At 64.8% G+C, this 16,019-nt stretch carries 10 protein-coding genes; 3 read left to right on the forward strand and 7 right to left on the reverse strand.

What is annotated here, in order from left to right; translation table 11 throughout:
- Positions 1-68 precede the first annotated feature (68 nt).
- On the forward strand, positions 69-515 hold the full coding sequence (locus KA354_05515) for a hypothetical protein (protein ID MBP7934091.1): 447 nt from the start codon (positions 69-71) through the stop codon (positions 513-515).
- Here the strand turns inward: KA354_05515 and KA354_05520 are convergent.
- The 5 genes from KA354_05520 to KA354_05540 form a co-directional block, all read right to left on the reverse strand.
- A complete protein-coding gene (locus tag KA354_05520; protein MBP7934092.1) occupies positions 504-851 on the reverse strand; it encodes a hypothetical protein in 348 nt (115 codons plus the stop codon). The genes KA354_05515 and KA354_05520 overlap by 12 nt on opposite strands.
- Positions 852-861: 10 nt before the next feature.
- Entirely contained in the window at positions 862-1,650 is a 789-nt protein-coding gene (locus KA354_05525) for a sugar phosphate isomerase/epimerase (GenBank protein ID MBP7934093.1), read from the reverse strand.
- A gap of 179 nt (positions 1,651-1,829) precedes the next feature.
- Complete coding sequence (locus KA354_05530) at positions 1,830-3,605, reverse strand: phosphoenolpyruvate carboxykinase (GTP) (protein ID MBP7934094.1); 1,776 nt, start codon at positions 3,603-3,605, stop codon at positions 1,830-1,832.
- 19 nt (positions 3,606-3,624) lie between these two features.
- The gene (locus tag KA354_05535) at positions 3,625-5,049 is read right to left on the reverse strand and encodes a VanZ family protein (GenBank protein ID MBP7934095.1); all 1,425 of its coding nucleotides are present in this window, start codon (positions 5,047-5,049) and stop codon (positions 3,625-3,627) included.
- 257 nt (positions 5,050-5,306) lie between these two features.
- Positions 5,307-7,517, reverse strand: coding sequence for an MMPL family transporter (locus KA354_05540; protein MBP7934096.1), 2,211 nt, complete (start codon positions 7,515-7,517; stop codon positions 5,307-5,309).
- 123 nt (positions 7,518-7,640) lie between these two features.
- On the opposite strand from KA354_05540, the gene KA354_05545 reads away from it, so the two are divergent.
- A complete protein-coding gene (locus KA354_05545) occupies positions 7,641-8,654 on the forward strand; it encodes a uroporphyrinogen decarboxylase family protein (GenBank protein MBP7934097.1) in 1,014 nt (337 codons plus the stop codon).
- 326 nt (positions 8,655-8,980) lie between these two features.
- Positions 8,981-9,628 (forward strand): hypothetical protein, encoded by a 648-nt coding sequence (locus KA354_05550; GenBank protein ID MBP7934098.1) that lies wholly within the window; start codon positions 8,981-8,983, stop codon positions 9,626-9,628.
- Between the two features lie 161 nt (positions 9,629-9,789).
- Here KA354_05550 and KA354_05555 read toward each other — a convergent pair whose 3' ends face one another.
- Positions 9,790-10,938: a terpene cyclase/mutase family protein gene (locus KA354_05555; GenBank protein MBP7934099.1), complete on the reverse strand. Its 1,149-nt coding sequence runs from the start codon at positions 10,936-10,938 to the stop codon at positions 9,790-9,792.
- Positions 10,935-16,019, reverse strand: coding sequence for a hypothetical protein (locus KA354_05560; protein ID MBP7934100.1), 5,085 nt, complete (start codon positions 16,017-16,019; stop codon positions 10,935-10,937). The genes KA354_05555 and KA354_05560 overlap by 4 nt, the downstream gene beginning before the upstream one ends.

A 16,019-nucleotide genomic window follows, 5' to 3' on the forward strand; every position in this document is an offset into this window, starting at 1 on the left:
ATCCTCACAAAGGGGCTCTTCGGAGCAGCCTGGTGCATCAGGGGGAGTAGATTCTGGAGCGAAAGACCGTGCGATACCATCTCACGGTGTCAGTCGGAGCATTTGCCCTCAGCTGGCCAGCCTCTCCGGCCGCTGCGTCTATCATGATCGAGTTACTGCCCGGGCAAGCAGAGGTCGGCTGCGCGGAAATCCACGGTGTCGCCGCGGGTGAGTGTGACCTGTCCGCCTGGCAGTCCAGAACACTGAACTTCATGGCCGACCTGCGAACGCCGCTGATGACTCCTCGGTTGGCGGGCACGTTCCGAAACATCGACGCTCCGTCGCCCGTACAGGTGCCCGGCGGCTGGCAACTCTTCTACGGAGCGTGGGACGGAGTGCCAACCGGCAACGACCGCATCGACTCGCTGCTGCCTTCAAGGCCATGCATCACGTCTACCGGGCTTCCGGGAAGGACGGGAAGCACTTTCAGTACGACGGAACCTGCCTGGCCACCGGTCACATGCTCAATGACGTGAAGGCGATCGAAAGACCTCGAGATTACTGGCCAACAGCGACTCCGCCTCTGCCGGGCTGATCAGATCCGAGGAAACCCCGGCGAGGTCCTCGGCCGCTTGCTCAAGCTCCACTGCTTCCAGGCTCGATGCCGGACAAGCCCTGGCCAGCTCGGCGGCCACGCTGACCAGCCCCTTGCCCACCCGCAATCGAACCGCCGGAGCCCGCACCGCGCCGTCCGCGGGCACAGCCCACAGGTAGTCCTCGACAATGGATAGGAAAGGGTGCGGATCACTGGCCTCCAGCAGGGCCAGTACCCTCTGGCAAAGCCGCCGGACCGGTGATGAGGCGGAGGGCATGCGGTATGGTTCACACCTGAGCGGGCTTCGACAACTCGCCCCACAAGGCGACGTAGTATTGCAGGAATCGCATCACGTCCGCGGGATCGGCGTTCCTGGTCTTGAAACCCTGAGCCTCAATCAGTGCGAACCGGTCGTAACCGCTCTGGTTGAGCAGCCCGAACAGCTCTCCATAGGGATATCCGCCGGTCAATTCGTTGATGTGCACCGACATGATCTTGTCGCGAAGCAGATCGAAGTAGGGCTTGACCGAGCCGTCTTTGAGGTCCGTGCCGTTGGAATTCCATGTTGCACCGACGTTGGACCGGCCGGCGATATCCAGGATCCTCCGGATCCGCGGCGGATGGGACGTCTCAGAACCATGAACCTCGAGCCAGATCTCGACACCTGCATCGGATGCCGCCTGCCCACATGTGGCCAGAGCCCTGCCGATCTGGTCCAGTGTCTTCTCCTCGGGTACGCCCTTGGGAAGCCCGTTGGGCCGAACCTTGACGCCCTTGGCCCCGAGATCCTCGGCCAGGCCGATAAACTGCTTGGTCACCTCAATCTGCTTCGCCAGCCTGGCCAGGTCCGGATCGTGGTACTCGCAGGTCGAGCCCAGGCTGCACAACACTATGCCGGAATCGGTGAACCGCTTGCGGACATCGGCTCGCTCGGCTTTCGACAGCGCCGGCTCGACCCCGTGCTTGTGCGTGGTACGCAGCTCGACGGCGGCCAGCTTCAACTTGCGGCATCGATCGATGATCGTCGCCAGATCCCAGTCCGGGGCCATGTTGTAGGTCACCAGCCCCAGCTTCATCTTCCGCGCGCTCACCGGTGGCGCGGCCGCTCCCGCCTGAGCCAATGCCGCCCCGGCCGCGACGCAACCCCCGGAGGCTCCGGCCAGCAGAACCGCCGACCGCCCCAACAACTCCCGCCGATTCACCGCTTTGCTCATGTCCGGCCTCCTTTGCCCGGCCGTCCCGCTACCTCCACGAATCAGGTCAGCAGCCGCCGATGCAGCGAATCCAACTCGTCGCCCAAGGCGTGAGGCAGGCGGTCCCCGAACGTCGCGAAGTACTCCCGAACGCTCTCGACTTCCTTGAGCCATTCCGACCGATCCACCCGGAGCAGTCCCTCAACCACCTTGGGCGACAGGTCCAGCCCGGTCATGTCCAGGCTGTCCGGCGTGGGCAGGTAGCCGATCGGCGACGCAATCGCTTCAGCCTGCCCGCGGCAGCGGTCCAGGATCCACTCCAACACCCGCAGGTTGTCCCCGTAGCCGGGCCACAAGAACTCCCCTTCCTCATCGGTCCGGAACCAGTTCACGTGGAACACCTTCGGCGGCCGCCGCATCCGCTGGCCCATCTGCAGCCAGTGACGGAAGTAATCGCCCATGTGGTAACCACAGAACGGCAGCATGGCCATCGGGTCACGGCGAACCTCGCCGATCGTCCCGTATTGGGCCGCGGTCCGTTCGGAAGCCATGCTCGCCCCCATGAACACACCGTGCTGCCAGCTGTAAGCCTGGTACACCAGCGGCGACAGCCGAGCCCGGCGGCCGCCAAACACGATCGCCGAGATGGGTACGCCGTGGTGGTGCTCGATGCGGAAGCTGATCGAGGGACACTGCGTCACCGGAGCTGTGAATCGCGCATTGGCATGGGCGCCGGGTACGGGTTTGCCCTTCTCGTCCACCACGTCCGGTCGCCACGGGTCACCCTTCCAATCGATGCCCTGCGCCGGCGGCGGACCGTCGGCGCCTTCCCACCAGACCGTCTTGTTCTCGCGAAGCAGCACGTTGGTGAAAATCGTGTTCCGTCGTACCGTCGCGATCGCATTCGGGTTCGTCGTCGAGTTCGTGCCCGGGGCAACGCCAAAGAAACCCGTCTCCGGATTCACGCCCCACAACTGGCCGTCGGTATCGATCCGCATCCAGGCGATATCATCGCCGACCGTCCAGATCCGATAGCCCTTGCGGGTCAGGCCCTCGGGCGGCACCAGCATGGCCAGGTTGGTCTTTCCGCAAGCGCTCGGAAACGCGGCCGCCAGATACTCAATTCGCCCCGACGGGGCTTCGACGCCGAGGATGAGCATGTGCTCCGCAAGCCAGCCTTCCTCACGGGCGAAATGGCTGCCCAGCCGCAGGGCCATACACTTCTTGCTGAGCAGCACGTTCCCGCCGTACCCCGAGCCGACGCTCCAGATCGTGTTGTCCTCAGGAAAGTGCAGGATCAGACGACGATCCGGGTTACAGTCCGCCTTGCCGTGAAGGCATCGGGTAAACCGACCGTCCGTGCCCAAGACCTCGAGAACCTCGCGCCCGCACCGCACCATGATGAGCATGTTGAGCACCACGTAGATGCTGTCCGTCAGTTCCACGCCCACCTTCGAGAATACCGAGCCGACCGGCCCGAGCGAAAACGGAATCACATACATCGTCCGCCCGCGCATCGAGCCTCGGAAAATCTCTGCTGCCCGGCGATACCCCTCGCTCGGACTCATCCAGTTGTTGCTCGGGCCGGCGTTCTCCTTCTCCTTCGTGCAGATGTAGGTCAGATGCTCCGTGCGAGCGACATCCGTCGGGGATGTGCGGTGGAAATAGCAGCCCGGCAGCTTGTCCTGATTCAGTTCAACCAGTTCCCCGGTCGCCACCGCCTCGGCCCGGAGGACATCCCGCTGGGCGTCGCTCCCGTCAATCCAGACGATCTTGTCCGGCTGGCAGAGCGCAGCGCATTCCTGAATCCACTTCTCGAGTTCTGTGTGCTGAGTCATGGCCGGTAGGTTAGCAGACTCATACGAGTTTGCAAACTGGCTCGGCGCCCGTCCGGCATGGCCCAAACAGGACGCGGTCAGCTCGCTGGACCAGCCCGCCAGCCAGCAGCGCCAGGAAGATGTGAGCCGTGTCCACGGGGTGCCCGCTCATCGCCAGAACCGCCTGCCCCAGAAGCGCGGCCGCGGCCGTGGTCGACGCAGCCCAACGCGGCACGCGGCCGGCAGCCCGGAAACTCAAGACCAGCGAACCTGCGAAAAGCCCGTACCAGGCCAAACCGCTCAAATAGGCCCCCAAGAGACTATCCCATGGACGGTGGAATGAAGTCGCCATCGGCAGCCATGAAGACATCACCGCGTGCTCGCCGCCCGTCGGAAGCACAACCGCGACGGCGCCGCGCCCCGCCAAACCGATCGCCACGACGAGTACCAGGCCGCGCAGCACGTTCGCCGGCTGCGGAAGCCGACGCGGGGATCGGGCAATCAGCCGAGACCCAATGGCCGCTCCCAGTCCACAGCAGGCCCAGGCGATCAGGAGATCACGCGGATCGGCCACATGAGCCACCGTGAACAGCTGGAGCAGCTCAATCACCGTCGCCACGGTGAGCATCCGAGTTAACGCGTACCTCACGGCCACCTCACGCAGGCGGCCCGCCTCGCACCCAGCCAACACCAGAATCATCGCCCCGAAACCGAAGGCCGAGGCGCCGATCAACTTGTCGACATTCTGCAGCGGAGTCAGCGGAGTGCTCGGACTGGCCGCAGCCGTCCAGGAAAGGGCCAGCGAGGATTGAGCCAACATGTGCAGCCGCCGCCCCAGATGGCTCATGGTCGGATGCACGTCGAACGGCATCAGCGCCGCAACCGCCAGAACAATCAGCGTTGCCGCCGCCGCAGCGCCGTACGGCCGGCTGCGCAAACCAAGGTATAGAGCTGCATGTTGATTGCGGATCACCCGCTGCACGGTCGGAGCCATGCTCGCTCCGATGGCCGCTCCGCTCACGTTGGAGATCACGTCGAGCCAGCTCGCCACTCGATAGACCAGCACCGTCTGGCAAGCCTCAGCCAGATAGCTCAAACTCCCCGCCACGGCCACGGTTGCCGCGTATTCAGCCAGCCGGATCGACCCTCGCCGCCGAACCATGAGCCGCAGGCAGACCCCCATCGGGACATAGATCAGTACGTTGGCGATGGCATCGCTGGGAATGAAGGGATGCCAGAGCAGCCCCCAGCCAAACTGGCGCGCGCGATCCACCTGGAACGGGGCAAAACTACCGTACAGAATGCCGAGAATACCGAGGAAGCAGAGCAGATAGATCGTACGCCGCCGCAGAACCGCAGGCTTGCCACCCGCCGAATCCGCCGCTTGGGGAACACCGCCACGATCGCCGCGATCATCGCCGCGCCACGCGTCGTTCAGGCTGGACCGTAGTAGTTCCGGTAACACGACGTGCCCCTCCGGGTCCGCCCTTCCCCCCGCAACGCAGGAAACCCGTCAACAGGCAAACCGTACGATTCACGCCCCCCCCAGGGCAAACATGAGGCCGCCATTGTACCGCCTGGACGACCATTCACCAAGGAAAAAGGCGTTCTCGCCTATTCCCAGAAACAACCTAACTTATTTCCAGAAAAAGAGTTGGATTACATCGAGGGCTTCCCGTGCCCCGCACATGCCGATCGCCGGCGACGACCCGCACAACCCGCTCACCCGGCACCGCCTGCCTCACCGGGCGTGCCGGCCCGCCGACGCCAAACCAGGAAGAAACTGGGGATCAGCACCGGACGCACGAAGAAGGTGTCGATCAGGATACCCACCGCCAGGGCCAAGCCGATCTGACGAAGGAGAGAAAGGCCGCCGACCGCCAGGGAGCCGAGCGTGGCCGCCATAATCAGACCGCAGTTGCTGATCACCGAACCGGTGTTGACGATGGCCCGGGCCGTGGCCTCGCGGACGTCCGCCCGCCGGGCCTCACGCTGGAGGCGCGACACAAGGAAAATGTTGTAGTCCTGCCCGACGGCCACCACGATCACGAACACGATCATGCAGACTTTCCAGTCCAGGCCGCTCTCTCCGAACAAGTGGACGAAGCAGGCATCGCAAATCGTCAGCGTCGCGCCGTAAGTCAGCCAGGTCGCGAAGATCATGAACAAGGTCAGTGGCAGATCCCAGACCACGGCCACGACGATAAGACCGATCACAATCGTTACCAGGCACATGACCCGCACCTGGTCGGCACCGGAGATGGTCCGAACGTCGATGATATACGGTGTCAGCCCGGAAAGCGTCACCTCCGCCGCCGACCCACCCGCACCCAGCTCGTGGCCATACGCCAGCGCAATCCCCTGAACCTCCCCGATCAGGGCCATGGCTTCTCGCGAGAAGGGCCGGTGTTTGATCAGCACTTCGAACCTGAGCAGCGGGCCCTTCGGCGACTGATAGTATGGCTTGGCAGCGCGCTTGATCAGGCCGTCCACGACCGCGACCTGCCTGCCCCAGCCACGAGAACCCAGCGGGGCGTCGAGGGAATAGACATCCTCAACACCGGGGAGACGCATGATCCTGTCGCTGAGTTCACGGCATGTCTTCTCCAGAGCGTCACCTTCCGGCAAGGCTCTCTCGAAGTCTAACACGACCTGGGTCGAAAACAGCTGGCCGGGCGCAAAGTGCTTCTCCAGCAACCTGAACCCACGTTCGGAAGAAGAACCCAGGGGCAGTTCGGAAAGCGAGTCGTAACGAAGCTCGATCCACGGAGCCTTCAGTGCGGGAAGGCCTAGAACCAGGACGCCCAGGACGAGGATGGTTCCAGGCGCGCGGCCAACGTATCCGGCCAGGATCGGCCAGACCGTCCTCTGGCCCAGGCTCGGCGGGGCCTTCATCCCAACGGGCCAGAACAACGCTCTGCCCAGCAGCCGGGCGACGGCAGGAGAGAGAGTCAATGCGGCGAGCAGGGCGACGACCAGCACCGGGGCCAGAACCCTGCCCACGTTCTTGGTGGGAATGAGGTCGGAAGCGATCATCATGCTAAGCCCGCAAATCGTCGTCGCGGCGCTGGCGATAATCGCCGGGCTGGTGCACCGGGTCGCTTCCACGGCGGCGGCGTTGAGGCCCGGCGTCTCCACAACCAGTTCCCGGTATCCGGCAATCCAGAACAGCGCATAGTCAACGCCCGCGCCGAACAGAAGAACCACCGCGAACAGTCGCTCGATGTCGGTAACCTGCCATCCCCCGTGGACCAGCAGGCTCAGTAGAACAAACGCCAGAAAGACGCTGGTGCCGATCGAGGCCAGGGGCACAAAAGCCCCTACCGGCGAACGATACACCACGACCAGAATGACCAGCACGGCGGTGATGGTCACCCACGTGGTGTGATGCATGGCTTTTCGGGTCGCGGCGGCATAATCACGCCCGATCGCGGCGACGCCGGTGAACTCCAGCTGCAGGCCCGCTGGACACCCCGAAGCCGCCAACGCCTCAATCCTGCGAACCTCGACAGCCGAGGCGTCGCTGATGAAGCCGGTCTTGAGATTGGCCACGACCATGCCGACCTGCCTGTCCTCGCTGACCAACCTGAGGTTGAAAAAGGGCATCGCGGGCGAAAGAACCACCCCGCCAGTCGCCTTCCCGATCTCGACGGCCAATGAACCGAGCCAGGTGAAATCCTCGGACGTCAGGCCGGCTTCACGATGGGCCACGACGATCGCGCTGCTGCGGGCGGCCAGTTCCGGAAACGCTTGGCGAAGGACCTCCACGGCCTTGTTCTGCGGCGAACCCTCAGGCAGAAACGAACCGAGGTCGCTTGGCGGCAACGGCTCGGTAAACATGGCCCAGCAGACGCCGGCGGCCAGTACCGCCATCCAGACAAAGACGAGAACCCATGATCTGCGGGCAATCCACTGCCCAAGAAGGTCAACCATAGGACGACTTTGTAGCCGGTCCCGGTTCACTCGACAAGAAAAGGAATCACGGGTTGCCCGGCGAGCACCCCTGCGGTAGTCTGCAATCTGGTCCCACCGATATTCACGAGGAGCGAGCTATCCATGAACGGACGCGATCGCGTTTTGGCAATGATCGAGGCCCGAACGACGGACTCAATCCCTCTGATGCCGATCACCATGATGTTCGCCGCGGACTGGATCGGAGTCGAGTACGGGCGATACGCAACCGACCACCGCACGCTGGTCGAGGCCCAAATCCGCACCGCTGAAGCATTCGACTTCGACCACGTCTCGTGCATCTCCGACCCGACCCGCGAGGCGGCGGACTGCGGAGCCAGGATCGAGTTCTTCGCTGATCAGCCACCGGCCATCGTCGAACAGGATGCCCGCCTGGCAAACAAGGCCGATCTGGTGCGTCTCCACATGCCCGACCCGCTGGGCGGCGGCCGAATGCACGATCGCGTCAAGGCTGCGGCACTGCTCAAGGAGCGCGTGGGCGGGACGAAACTGATCGAGGGCTGGATCGAAGGGCCCATCGCAGAGGCCGCCGACCTGCGCGGGCTGAACACGCTGATGCTGGATCTCGTCGATGATCCGGGCTTCGTGCGCGACCTTTTCGCCTTTGTGGTGGAGATGGAGCTTCAATTCGCCAAGGCCCAGATTGAAGCTGGAGTGGAACTGATCGGCGTCGGCGATGCGGCCGCGTCCCTGGTCGGTCCGCGACTCTACCAGGACCTGGTCTGGCCATACGAGAAACAACTCGTCGACGGTCTCCATGCCCTGGGAACCCGCGTCCGGCTCCACATCTGCGGCAAGACGCGACAGATCACCGCCCCCATGGGCACCCTAAGCTGCGAAATCGTCGACCTGGACTCGATGACGCCCCTTTCCGAAGCCAGAACGGCGATGGGGCCAAATCAGCTGCTTTTGGGCAATATCAATCCCGTGACCATTCTCCGGAACGGCACCCCAGAGGAGGTGCGGGCCGCGATCGCGGCGTGCCACCGGGAGGCCGGTCCACGGTACATCGTCGGAGCGGGCTGTGAGGTTCCGCGGGAGACGCCGGATGCCAATCTGCGCGCTCTGTGCGCCTATGCTCGAGAGCATCGCCCGTAGGTGGCCCAAGGCGGCCGATACAATCGGTTATACCCTTGACACGGAGCTGCTCAGAAGTCAACATGAAATAGGCCGCTCGGCGGCAGCCGCCGCCCGCACGGGCCGGGCGGGATTCGGCCCAGTCGCCGCGGCCGGCAAATCGAGGAAATCGCCGCGAAGGCAGGGAGGAGGAGGTATCCGTCCGCATTTGAATCCACCGGTGTCTTTGGTGTAAGATGGTTCGTCGGGGAGTGCCGGCGTGCCGTGGGATAGGGTTCGCGCACGCCACGCGGGCCGAACCGGCTCGGTAGGGTTTCTATTTGGCCTGTTTTGGCAGGAGGAGAGTCATGAGAGGTCTAGCGATTGTCGTGTGCGCTTTGGCTGCGGCCGTACCGGTGCTCGGTGCGGAACTCGTCGTCAACCCGGGCTTCGAAAGCGGCGATCTGGCGCCGTGGGTCCAGTGGGGACCGGGCTGGGGCGACTCCGGTCCGGTCGCGGTCCAGTCTGTCACCGTCTACGAGGGTACGTACGCTGCGGAAATCCCGCTGAACGCCAATGGGGGCAGCTACGGCTTCAAGCAGTTGGTGGATGTCCCCGCCAACACTCCGCTGACGTTCAGCTGCTACGTCAACGCGCCGAATCCCGGCCAGAACTGGGCCGAAGTCCTGCTCTTTCCCGACGCGGTCCTTGACGACACCAACATCGACAGCGGCGATCTCTCCAAGCCGTTCATGATCTGGAAACGCGATTCGTGGACCGGCGTGCCCGGTCTGCCGGGCGGCACGTTGCCGACAGTCGATGCCCTCGGCGATGAAGGCTGGGAGAAGGTCACGGGCACGATCAGCTCCTCGACCGGCACCGTGACGATCGCATTCAAATGGGGTGGCTTTGTGACCAGTAGCATGCTCGTCGATGGCGTGTCGCTGACACCAGAGCCGGCTTCGCTGCTCATTCTGCTGGCCGGTCTACCTCTGCTGCGTCGCAGCCGCCGCTGAGACCACAGGCCGGCATCGTCAACGCCGAATGGGCGGTCTGAAATCAGACGTGCCAGGACATTGAGGCCGGTCAAGCGAGACCGTTCCAGGACACACGAAGGCCGTGGGGACTCGCCAGCGTCCCCATGGCCTTTTCCTCTGGGCGTCGGAGAATACAGCCCCTATCGTTGATAGATGGGCAGGTAGTGATACTTGACTGACAGACTCAGTATCGCCATCGAGGTCGCATACACACGGCCAGCGTCCCGCTCCTCACCCTGGCGTGCATCCCAGGATCCCGCGTGCTCGCCGTTGTTCTCCTGGTGGCGAAGCAGAATCGACTGCACGACCTCCCGGGCATGTTCCGCGTACTTGTCGCCGCGCTGGTACATGCCCTGAGCATAGTAGTAGGTCCCATACAGAAACCACTCGGTCTCCCACGTCGGCTTGAACTCCATCAGCCAGTCCGCCGAGCCCTTGACCGTCGGATCCTCGTAGAATCCACAGACCTGCAACGACAACAGCCCGGCCGCACCCATCGCATACTTGTGGTCGCCGCCACCGGGCTGGTAGCCGAAGGAGGCGGGAGCCACCGCCCGGGCATCAGCCCGAGGAGACAGCGCCCGGTAACTGCGCCGGATGTAGTCCGCCGCCAGGTCAACTGCCTCCTTGGGGACGATAATCCCAGCATTGCGGGCCGATCGCAAGGCCATGACCTGCCAGACGGTCACCGACAGATCGGAATCGCTGCTGTCCGGCTCATAGCGCCAGCCCCCGCGAAAGCGGGGCTCCTTGCGGACGTTCTGCGAACGGAGAATCAACTCGATCGCGAGCAGCAGCCGGGCACGAATCTGGCGGTCCTGTTCGCGATCCACGCCCATGCCCAGCATCTCCGCGAGCAGGAGACTGGCGATCCCGTGGCCATACATCCGCGAGTGATCACCCTCCCCAAAGTACCCGTCCTTGCGCTGACGCCGCTCGTCCAGCACGCATACCAACGCCTTGCGGAGTGCCTGACCCTCCGGAGTCTCATCGGTCGGGCTGTGGCCGAGCGAAGCGATCGCCATGGCCGCCAGCGAGGTCAGTGCCGTGCTGTTGCGGCCAATCCCGGCGTTGGGCTTGCGTTTGCGGCTCTCCTTGTCGATCGAGCCATCCTCCCCCTGCTGGCGAATGAGGTAGGCGACGGCCTTCTCCAGGGCCCGGTCCGTCTCGTCCTTGCGGAACGGATCCAGTGCCGACCGCGTGGCCGGAGCGTATTCCTCGCCGGGAACGGCCAAGCACAGCCACGCGAGCCATCCGACAGCCAGCCATCGTGCGAGTACCCGGGTCATTGGGCGTTATCCTTGGCCTTTTCGGCAATGGTCTGGAAGTAAGTCTCCACCATGTCGCGGTAGTCGTCGGCGACCTTCTCCCGCCGTCCGGCCATCAGATCCTGGGCCAGCTTCGGCGGCAGCTTGCCCCAGGTTTCACCCGAGGCCGACCTGACCGCCGCGGGCAGCGCGCCGCTCTCCCCGCCAGCCACCGCGTTGAGGTCAGCACCACTCCTGCTATCCGGGGTGTCCCCCTCACTTCGGGGTGGTCGGCCGACGGTCGTCTGGCCGCTGATCCGCATCTGGCGCATGGCCCGGGCAGTTGCGGTGGCAGCGTTTCTTGCCAGAGCCGCAGCGTCGGAAGCCGCACGGCGAGTCTGCTCCGCCGTTTGACCGCGGCTATTCGGGGGCGCGGCAAGCGACTGATCCAGCTGGGCCATCGCCCGGGCGAGTGATTCCGCGGCGCTCTGCGGCAAAGCAGTCGCGCTTGCCGACCCGGTGCTCTGCGCCGCCTGCTTGCCACGCTCGGCCATGGCGTCAAGTTGAGCCAGGTGCGAGTCGATGGCCCTGCGAGCCTCGTGCACGCTTCGGGCGGCCTGGCCGGCACCCTTGGTTCGGAGCGCCGACGTCGCCGCGGGCAGTTCCTTCCTGGTAATTCCCTCTACGCCTTCGGCCAGGCTGTCCAGAACCTCATGCGCGGTCGCATCGCCGACTCGCTCCTCGAGTCGGGCAGCTCGTTCCATCGCCGCAGAGGCCGCATTGAGGTCGCGGCCGACCGGATCTTGACTGGCATGCAGGTCACCCGGAGAAGCCACCCGCTGAGCAGCCTCCTGGGCAATCTGCCGTGCGTCCTGAGCCATCCCCCGCAGGCTTTCAGCGACGACGGAGGCTCCCTCCGCGGATTGTCTCGCACCCTCGGCTTGAGCCTGATCCCCCTTCCCCGCTCTCTGGGCCTCCTTCGCCGCCCGTCGACCGATCTCGGCAAAGGCCTTGACGCCCTCCGCCGCCCCGGCAAGCTCGGTGGCAGTAGCCTTGGCCCGCCCAGCCAGATCCTCGATCGACTCGGAGGATACGGCGGCAGCCTTCTCCGAAGCTGCAGCCACACCCTGTTCGGCCTTGTCCAGACGCTCCTTGGACCCCACTCGACCTTGCTCCGCGTGTCTTCGAACGGCCTTCAGATCCTTGGCGGCGACCTCCTGGCTTCGCCTGCCAATCTGGGCCAGACGCTCGCTCAAGGCGTTGCGGCGGTTATTCTCCTCGCCAACCGGAGGGGCAAGACGTTCAGCGACCTGCCCCTCCTTGTCCGATGCCTCCACCAGCTCGGCGCGAGCCTCCTCCAGCGATTCCCTTGCGACTGCGGCCAAGGCCCTGCGCATCTCGTCGCTGCGACCCAGTTCCCGAGCCATAGCCGCCATCTGGTCGCCAGGCTCCATCTGGGCCAGGACGGCCACCCGCTCGGTGGCGGCAAACTGGGAATCGAGCGATTCCTGTAAACCGAGTCCCCGTTCCGCCCGGCGCAGGGCCGCTCGAGAAGCGGCCACGTCACCACCCGACTCCAGAGCCTGCTGGTGCTCACCGAGCTGCCGAAGGACATTCGCCAGATTGCCCTCCCGATCGGCGGCCGACGCAAGGTTGCTGACTTGCTGCTCGCGTTCCGCGGGCTCGGCGACCTGCTCAAACGCCCGATCCGCCTCATCACGCGGCTGTTCCAACATCGCTACCGCGTCATCGTCATCCCGCGCCCGCTCGCGACCCTCTGCTTTGCTGGCGTCCTGGAGATTCGCGTCCCGCCGCAAGGCATTCTCAAGGTCGCGCACACCCTCGCTCACCTTGGTCTGGCTGGCCTGCAGGCCGGCCAATTCGCGAGACGCCTCCTGCGGGCTCTTGCTCTCCAGACCCGCCGCAGTGTCGAGCGCCACCTGCCGCACCCGCTCAGCCTGGTCTGCCAGGCCGGCCATCATCTCACCCAGCGACGGAGCGTGAGCGGCAATCACTTGGCGAGCCTGCGCCAACCGTTCCTGGATCGAGTCCTTCGTCTCGGCTGCCTCTCGAGCCACTCGATCCAGCTTGTCCGTCACCCGAACCACCGGCTCGGCCGTTCGCCGGCGCTGATGCATCTGCTCGCGGCTCTCTCGCCATGAAGCGCTATCCCGATTCCTGTACAACCGCTCCCGAGGCCAGCCGCGGATGCCCGCCGACTCCAGCCGGTCGGCAACCCCAAACACGTGGTTCGCAAAATCGCTGTTCTCGGGCTGCTTCGTGTGCGCCGTCGGCGACGATGACTCCCATCGTTCGTGATTCCGCACCTCATCCAGAGCCGCGGCCAGCTCGGCAACACCATGGCCCGCGTCGAGCGTCTTGAACGCCCCGTTCACGGCGGCAAGAGACTTGTGAGCCAGGTCGTCCTCAATGGGGCGGGTCCGGATCGCCTTCAGGGCCCGATGCACGAGGTCCAGGTCAGACACGAAGGCCGGGTCGTGGTCCGGGCGGGCTTCCTCCAGCTTGGCCCGATCTGAGTAGAGCTCCAACACGGTTCTCCACAACCGGTCCCGGACCGCCTCGAGTTCCTTGAGCCGCTTGATGTCGTCTGGCATGTCTCCCGGCTTGTCGCCCTGTGCCTGACGCCTGGTGATGTTGCGGCTCTGCTCAGCCGCTTCACGCGTCCGCTCGGTCAGTTCATTGAGGAGCGGTTCCATGACGGGGAGCTTGCTCTCGAGTCGTCGACGCTGGCCGTCCGCCTGTCCGGCCTCATCAGCGATGTACCCGCCCCAGTCGGTCCGAGCTTCGGCCAGCTGTCTGAGGACCCCACCGGACTCGGGCTTCGTCTTTGCCTCCTGCGATTCCACGAGTCGTTTGGCCAGCCCCTCACGAGTGGTACGCAGGCGTATCGCCAGCCGGCGACTGATCTCGGCGGGGCGACCAGCGTAGCGGCTCGCCAGATCGGCGAAACGCATCTCGACCTGCTTGATCTGCTTGAGGACAGTCTGCTCGCGGCGAGTCCAGCGCCCGACCGGCGCATCCGGCAGTCGCAGGATCGCGTCGGTTCGCTCCTGGTCCCGCTGGAGCTCGATCAGGTCCTGCATGGCCAGGCCGACTTCATCACTGACCAGCAGTTCCGAGAAGATCTCGCGGACCTCTCGGGCGTCTTGCTCGACCCGGCCGATCATCTCCGCGGCCTGACGGAAGGCCTCCCTCGTCTTGCCGGTATCGCCCAGAGACAGCGATGACTCCACTCGTTCCACCGCACCCTGAGCGGAGTCACGCTGAATGCGGGCCACAACCATGCCGGTGGCCGCCAGCTCCCAGCCGTCCGCCCCGCCACCGGACGCCCGCGCCGCATCGGCGAGAGCCTCCCGGAGCGAACTCGCTTCCTGGCCAAGCCGACCAGCAACCGCTCGCAGCTTGTCGACACTCGCGCCCAGGCTCGCCACGTCATCGGGATTGAGGCGCCCGGCAACATCCTCGGCGGTGATTTTAGCCTCCGCGGCGAACTTCTCGAACTGGGCGAGCAGCTCGAATACACCCCGCCTGGCCGCGATTGGCTGGAGATCGGCCGGCGAGAACCCGGGAGAGGCGATCATGATCCTGATCGGCAACGATTCGGCTACGCTACCTTTCAGATCGGCAACCGCCAACCGAGTTGTCAGCCGATCGCCCGGCTTGAGACCCAGCGGCGTCAAGTCCCAGTCCTTCTGGAGACTCATCGTTGCAGCCGGCCCGGAAGGCAGCGACGTTGCCACGGGAAATGGCGATTCCTGCCACGTGCCCTCGGTGACCATGACCAGTTGCCACACACGAGCGAGCCCGACGTCATCGCTGGCCACGCCGGCCAGCCGGACGATCTCGTTGGGCGGGACCAGCAAGTCCTTGGCGGGTTCCGTCAGCCGAACCGTGGGCCGCTCATCGGGCAAAGGTTTGATTTCATATCTCGGGCTGAACTTGCCGCTGTCGAAACCGGTGCCAGCCGCCAACAACGTGACCTTGTATTCACCGGCGGCCTGAATCGGGATCGCGGCCGCCAGCTTCTGAGGTTCGACACGTTCCACCGGCACGCGCGTGAACTGCCCTCCCTGCTCCATCTCGATCGCCGCCTGGCTCACAGGCTGGTCGATGTGCAGAACCACGCGGGCAGTGCTCCCGGCATGGGCCGTCAGATCGCCGCGCCTTTGGGCATTCTCAGAACGCGGCCCCCGTGCCATGTAAGCCGGATACTCGTAGGTCACATCGAAAGCGGTGACGTATGGCCGCAGGCGTGACTGGATGGTGTGCCATTGCGTGATCGCGTCGCCGGCCCGCACCCGGTAGGAGATCGCGTTCTCATCCGTCTGAAGCGTGACCTGGTACTGGAGCAGCCAATCGGCTGAGGGCATGGACACGAACTCGGCTCTTCGCCCCCCGCGAGCCATTTCCAGCGTCACCTCGGCCGGGGCGGGGCCCGAACAGGCCACACGGATCGGCACACTGTCACCCTGCGGCACCAGGGCGTCCGCGGGGGACGGTTCCAAAATCGAGAGCCGGGTCGACGACACCCTCTCGATGTCCGCCATCGGAAGCAGTGTTCGAGCCACCAGTCGGCCAAAACGAATGTCCTTGTTCGTCAGAAGCCCGACGAAGACCACCAGACTCACCGTCGCGAACAGGACCCATCCCCGAACGAGACGAGGAGGCAGAAGGACCCGCGGATTGAGGGTGCTCATCCGGCCAGCCACCGAGACCTGGAGCATGGCCCGGAATTCGGATGAATCCAGCTCCGCCCCCGAATCCGCACTTCCCAGTTCCACCGCGGAGAGGAGATCTTCACGCAAATCCGGCCGCAGCCCTTCGACGAACACCGCTAATTGGCGCAGGCTCGGCGCTTGGAACGCCGGCCGGATCCAGTAGAACCACGCGGCAAGGGCCACGACCAGATAGACGCCGATGCTCAGGCCCCAGCGGGCTTGATCGGACAGTATCAGGTATCGGTCAATCGCCGCCCCGGCGATCAATGCGACTATAAGAGCCAGAAGGCTTGCGGACAAACCCCGCCGCCGCACCAACACCCGTCGCCGGGCGGCCAGGGCGTCGAGCCTTTCCTGCGTCACCTTGTCAAGCGGTATCTGCAT

The organism is Phycisphaerae bacterium (assembly GCA_018003015.1).
Classification (GTDB): Bacteria; Planctomycetota; Phycisphaerae; order UBA1845; family PWPN01; genus JAGNEZ01.

Coding starts and splice junctions, on each gene's coding strand:
- KA354_05520 (MBP7934092.1), bottom strand. CDS start 851: ATGCCCTCCGCCTCATCACCGGTCCGGCGGCTTTGCCAGAGGGTACTG.
- KA354_05525 (MBP7934093.1), bottom strand. CDS start 1,650: ATGAAGCTGGGGCTGGTGACCTACAACATGGCCCCGGACTGGGATCTG.
- KA354_05530 (MBP7934094.1), bottom strand. CDS start 3,605: ATGACTCAGCACACAGAACTCGAGAAGTGGATTCAGGAATGCGCTGCG.
- KA354_05540 (MBP7934096.1), bottom strand. CDS start 7,517: ATGGTTGACCTTCTTGGGCAGTGGATTGCCCGCAGATCATGGGTTCTC.
- KA354_05545 (MBP7934097.1), top strand. CDS start 7,641: ATGAACGGACGCGATCGCGTTTTGGCAATGATCGAGGCCCGAACGACG.
- KA354_05550 (MBP7934098.1), top strand. CDS start 8,981: ATGAGAGGTCTAGCGATTGTCGTGTGCGCTTTGGCTGCGGCCGTACCG.
- KA354_05555 (MBP7934099.1), bottom strand. CDS start 10,938: ATGACCCGGGTACTCGCACGATGGCTGGCTGTCGGATGGCTCGCGTGG.
- KA354_05560 (MBP7934100.1), bottom strand. CDS start 16,019: ATGCAGATACCGCTTGACAAGGTGACGCAGGAAAGGCTCGACGCCCTG.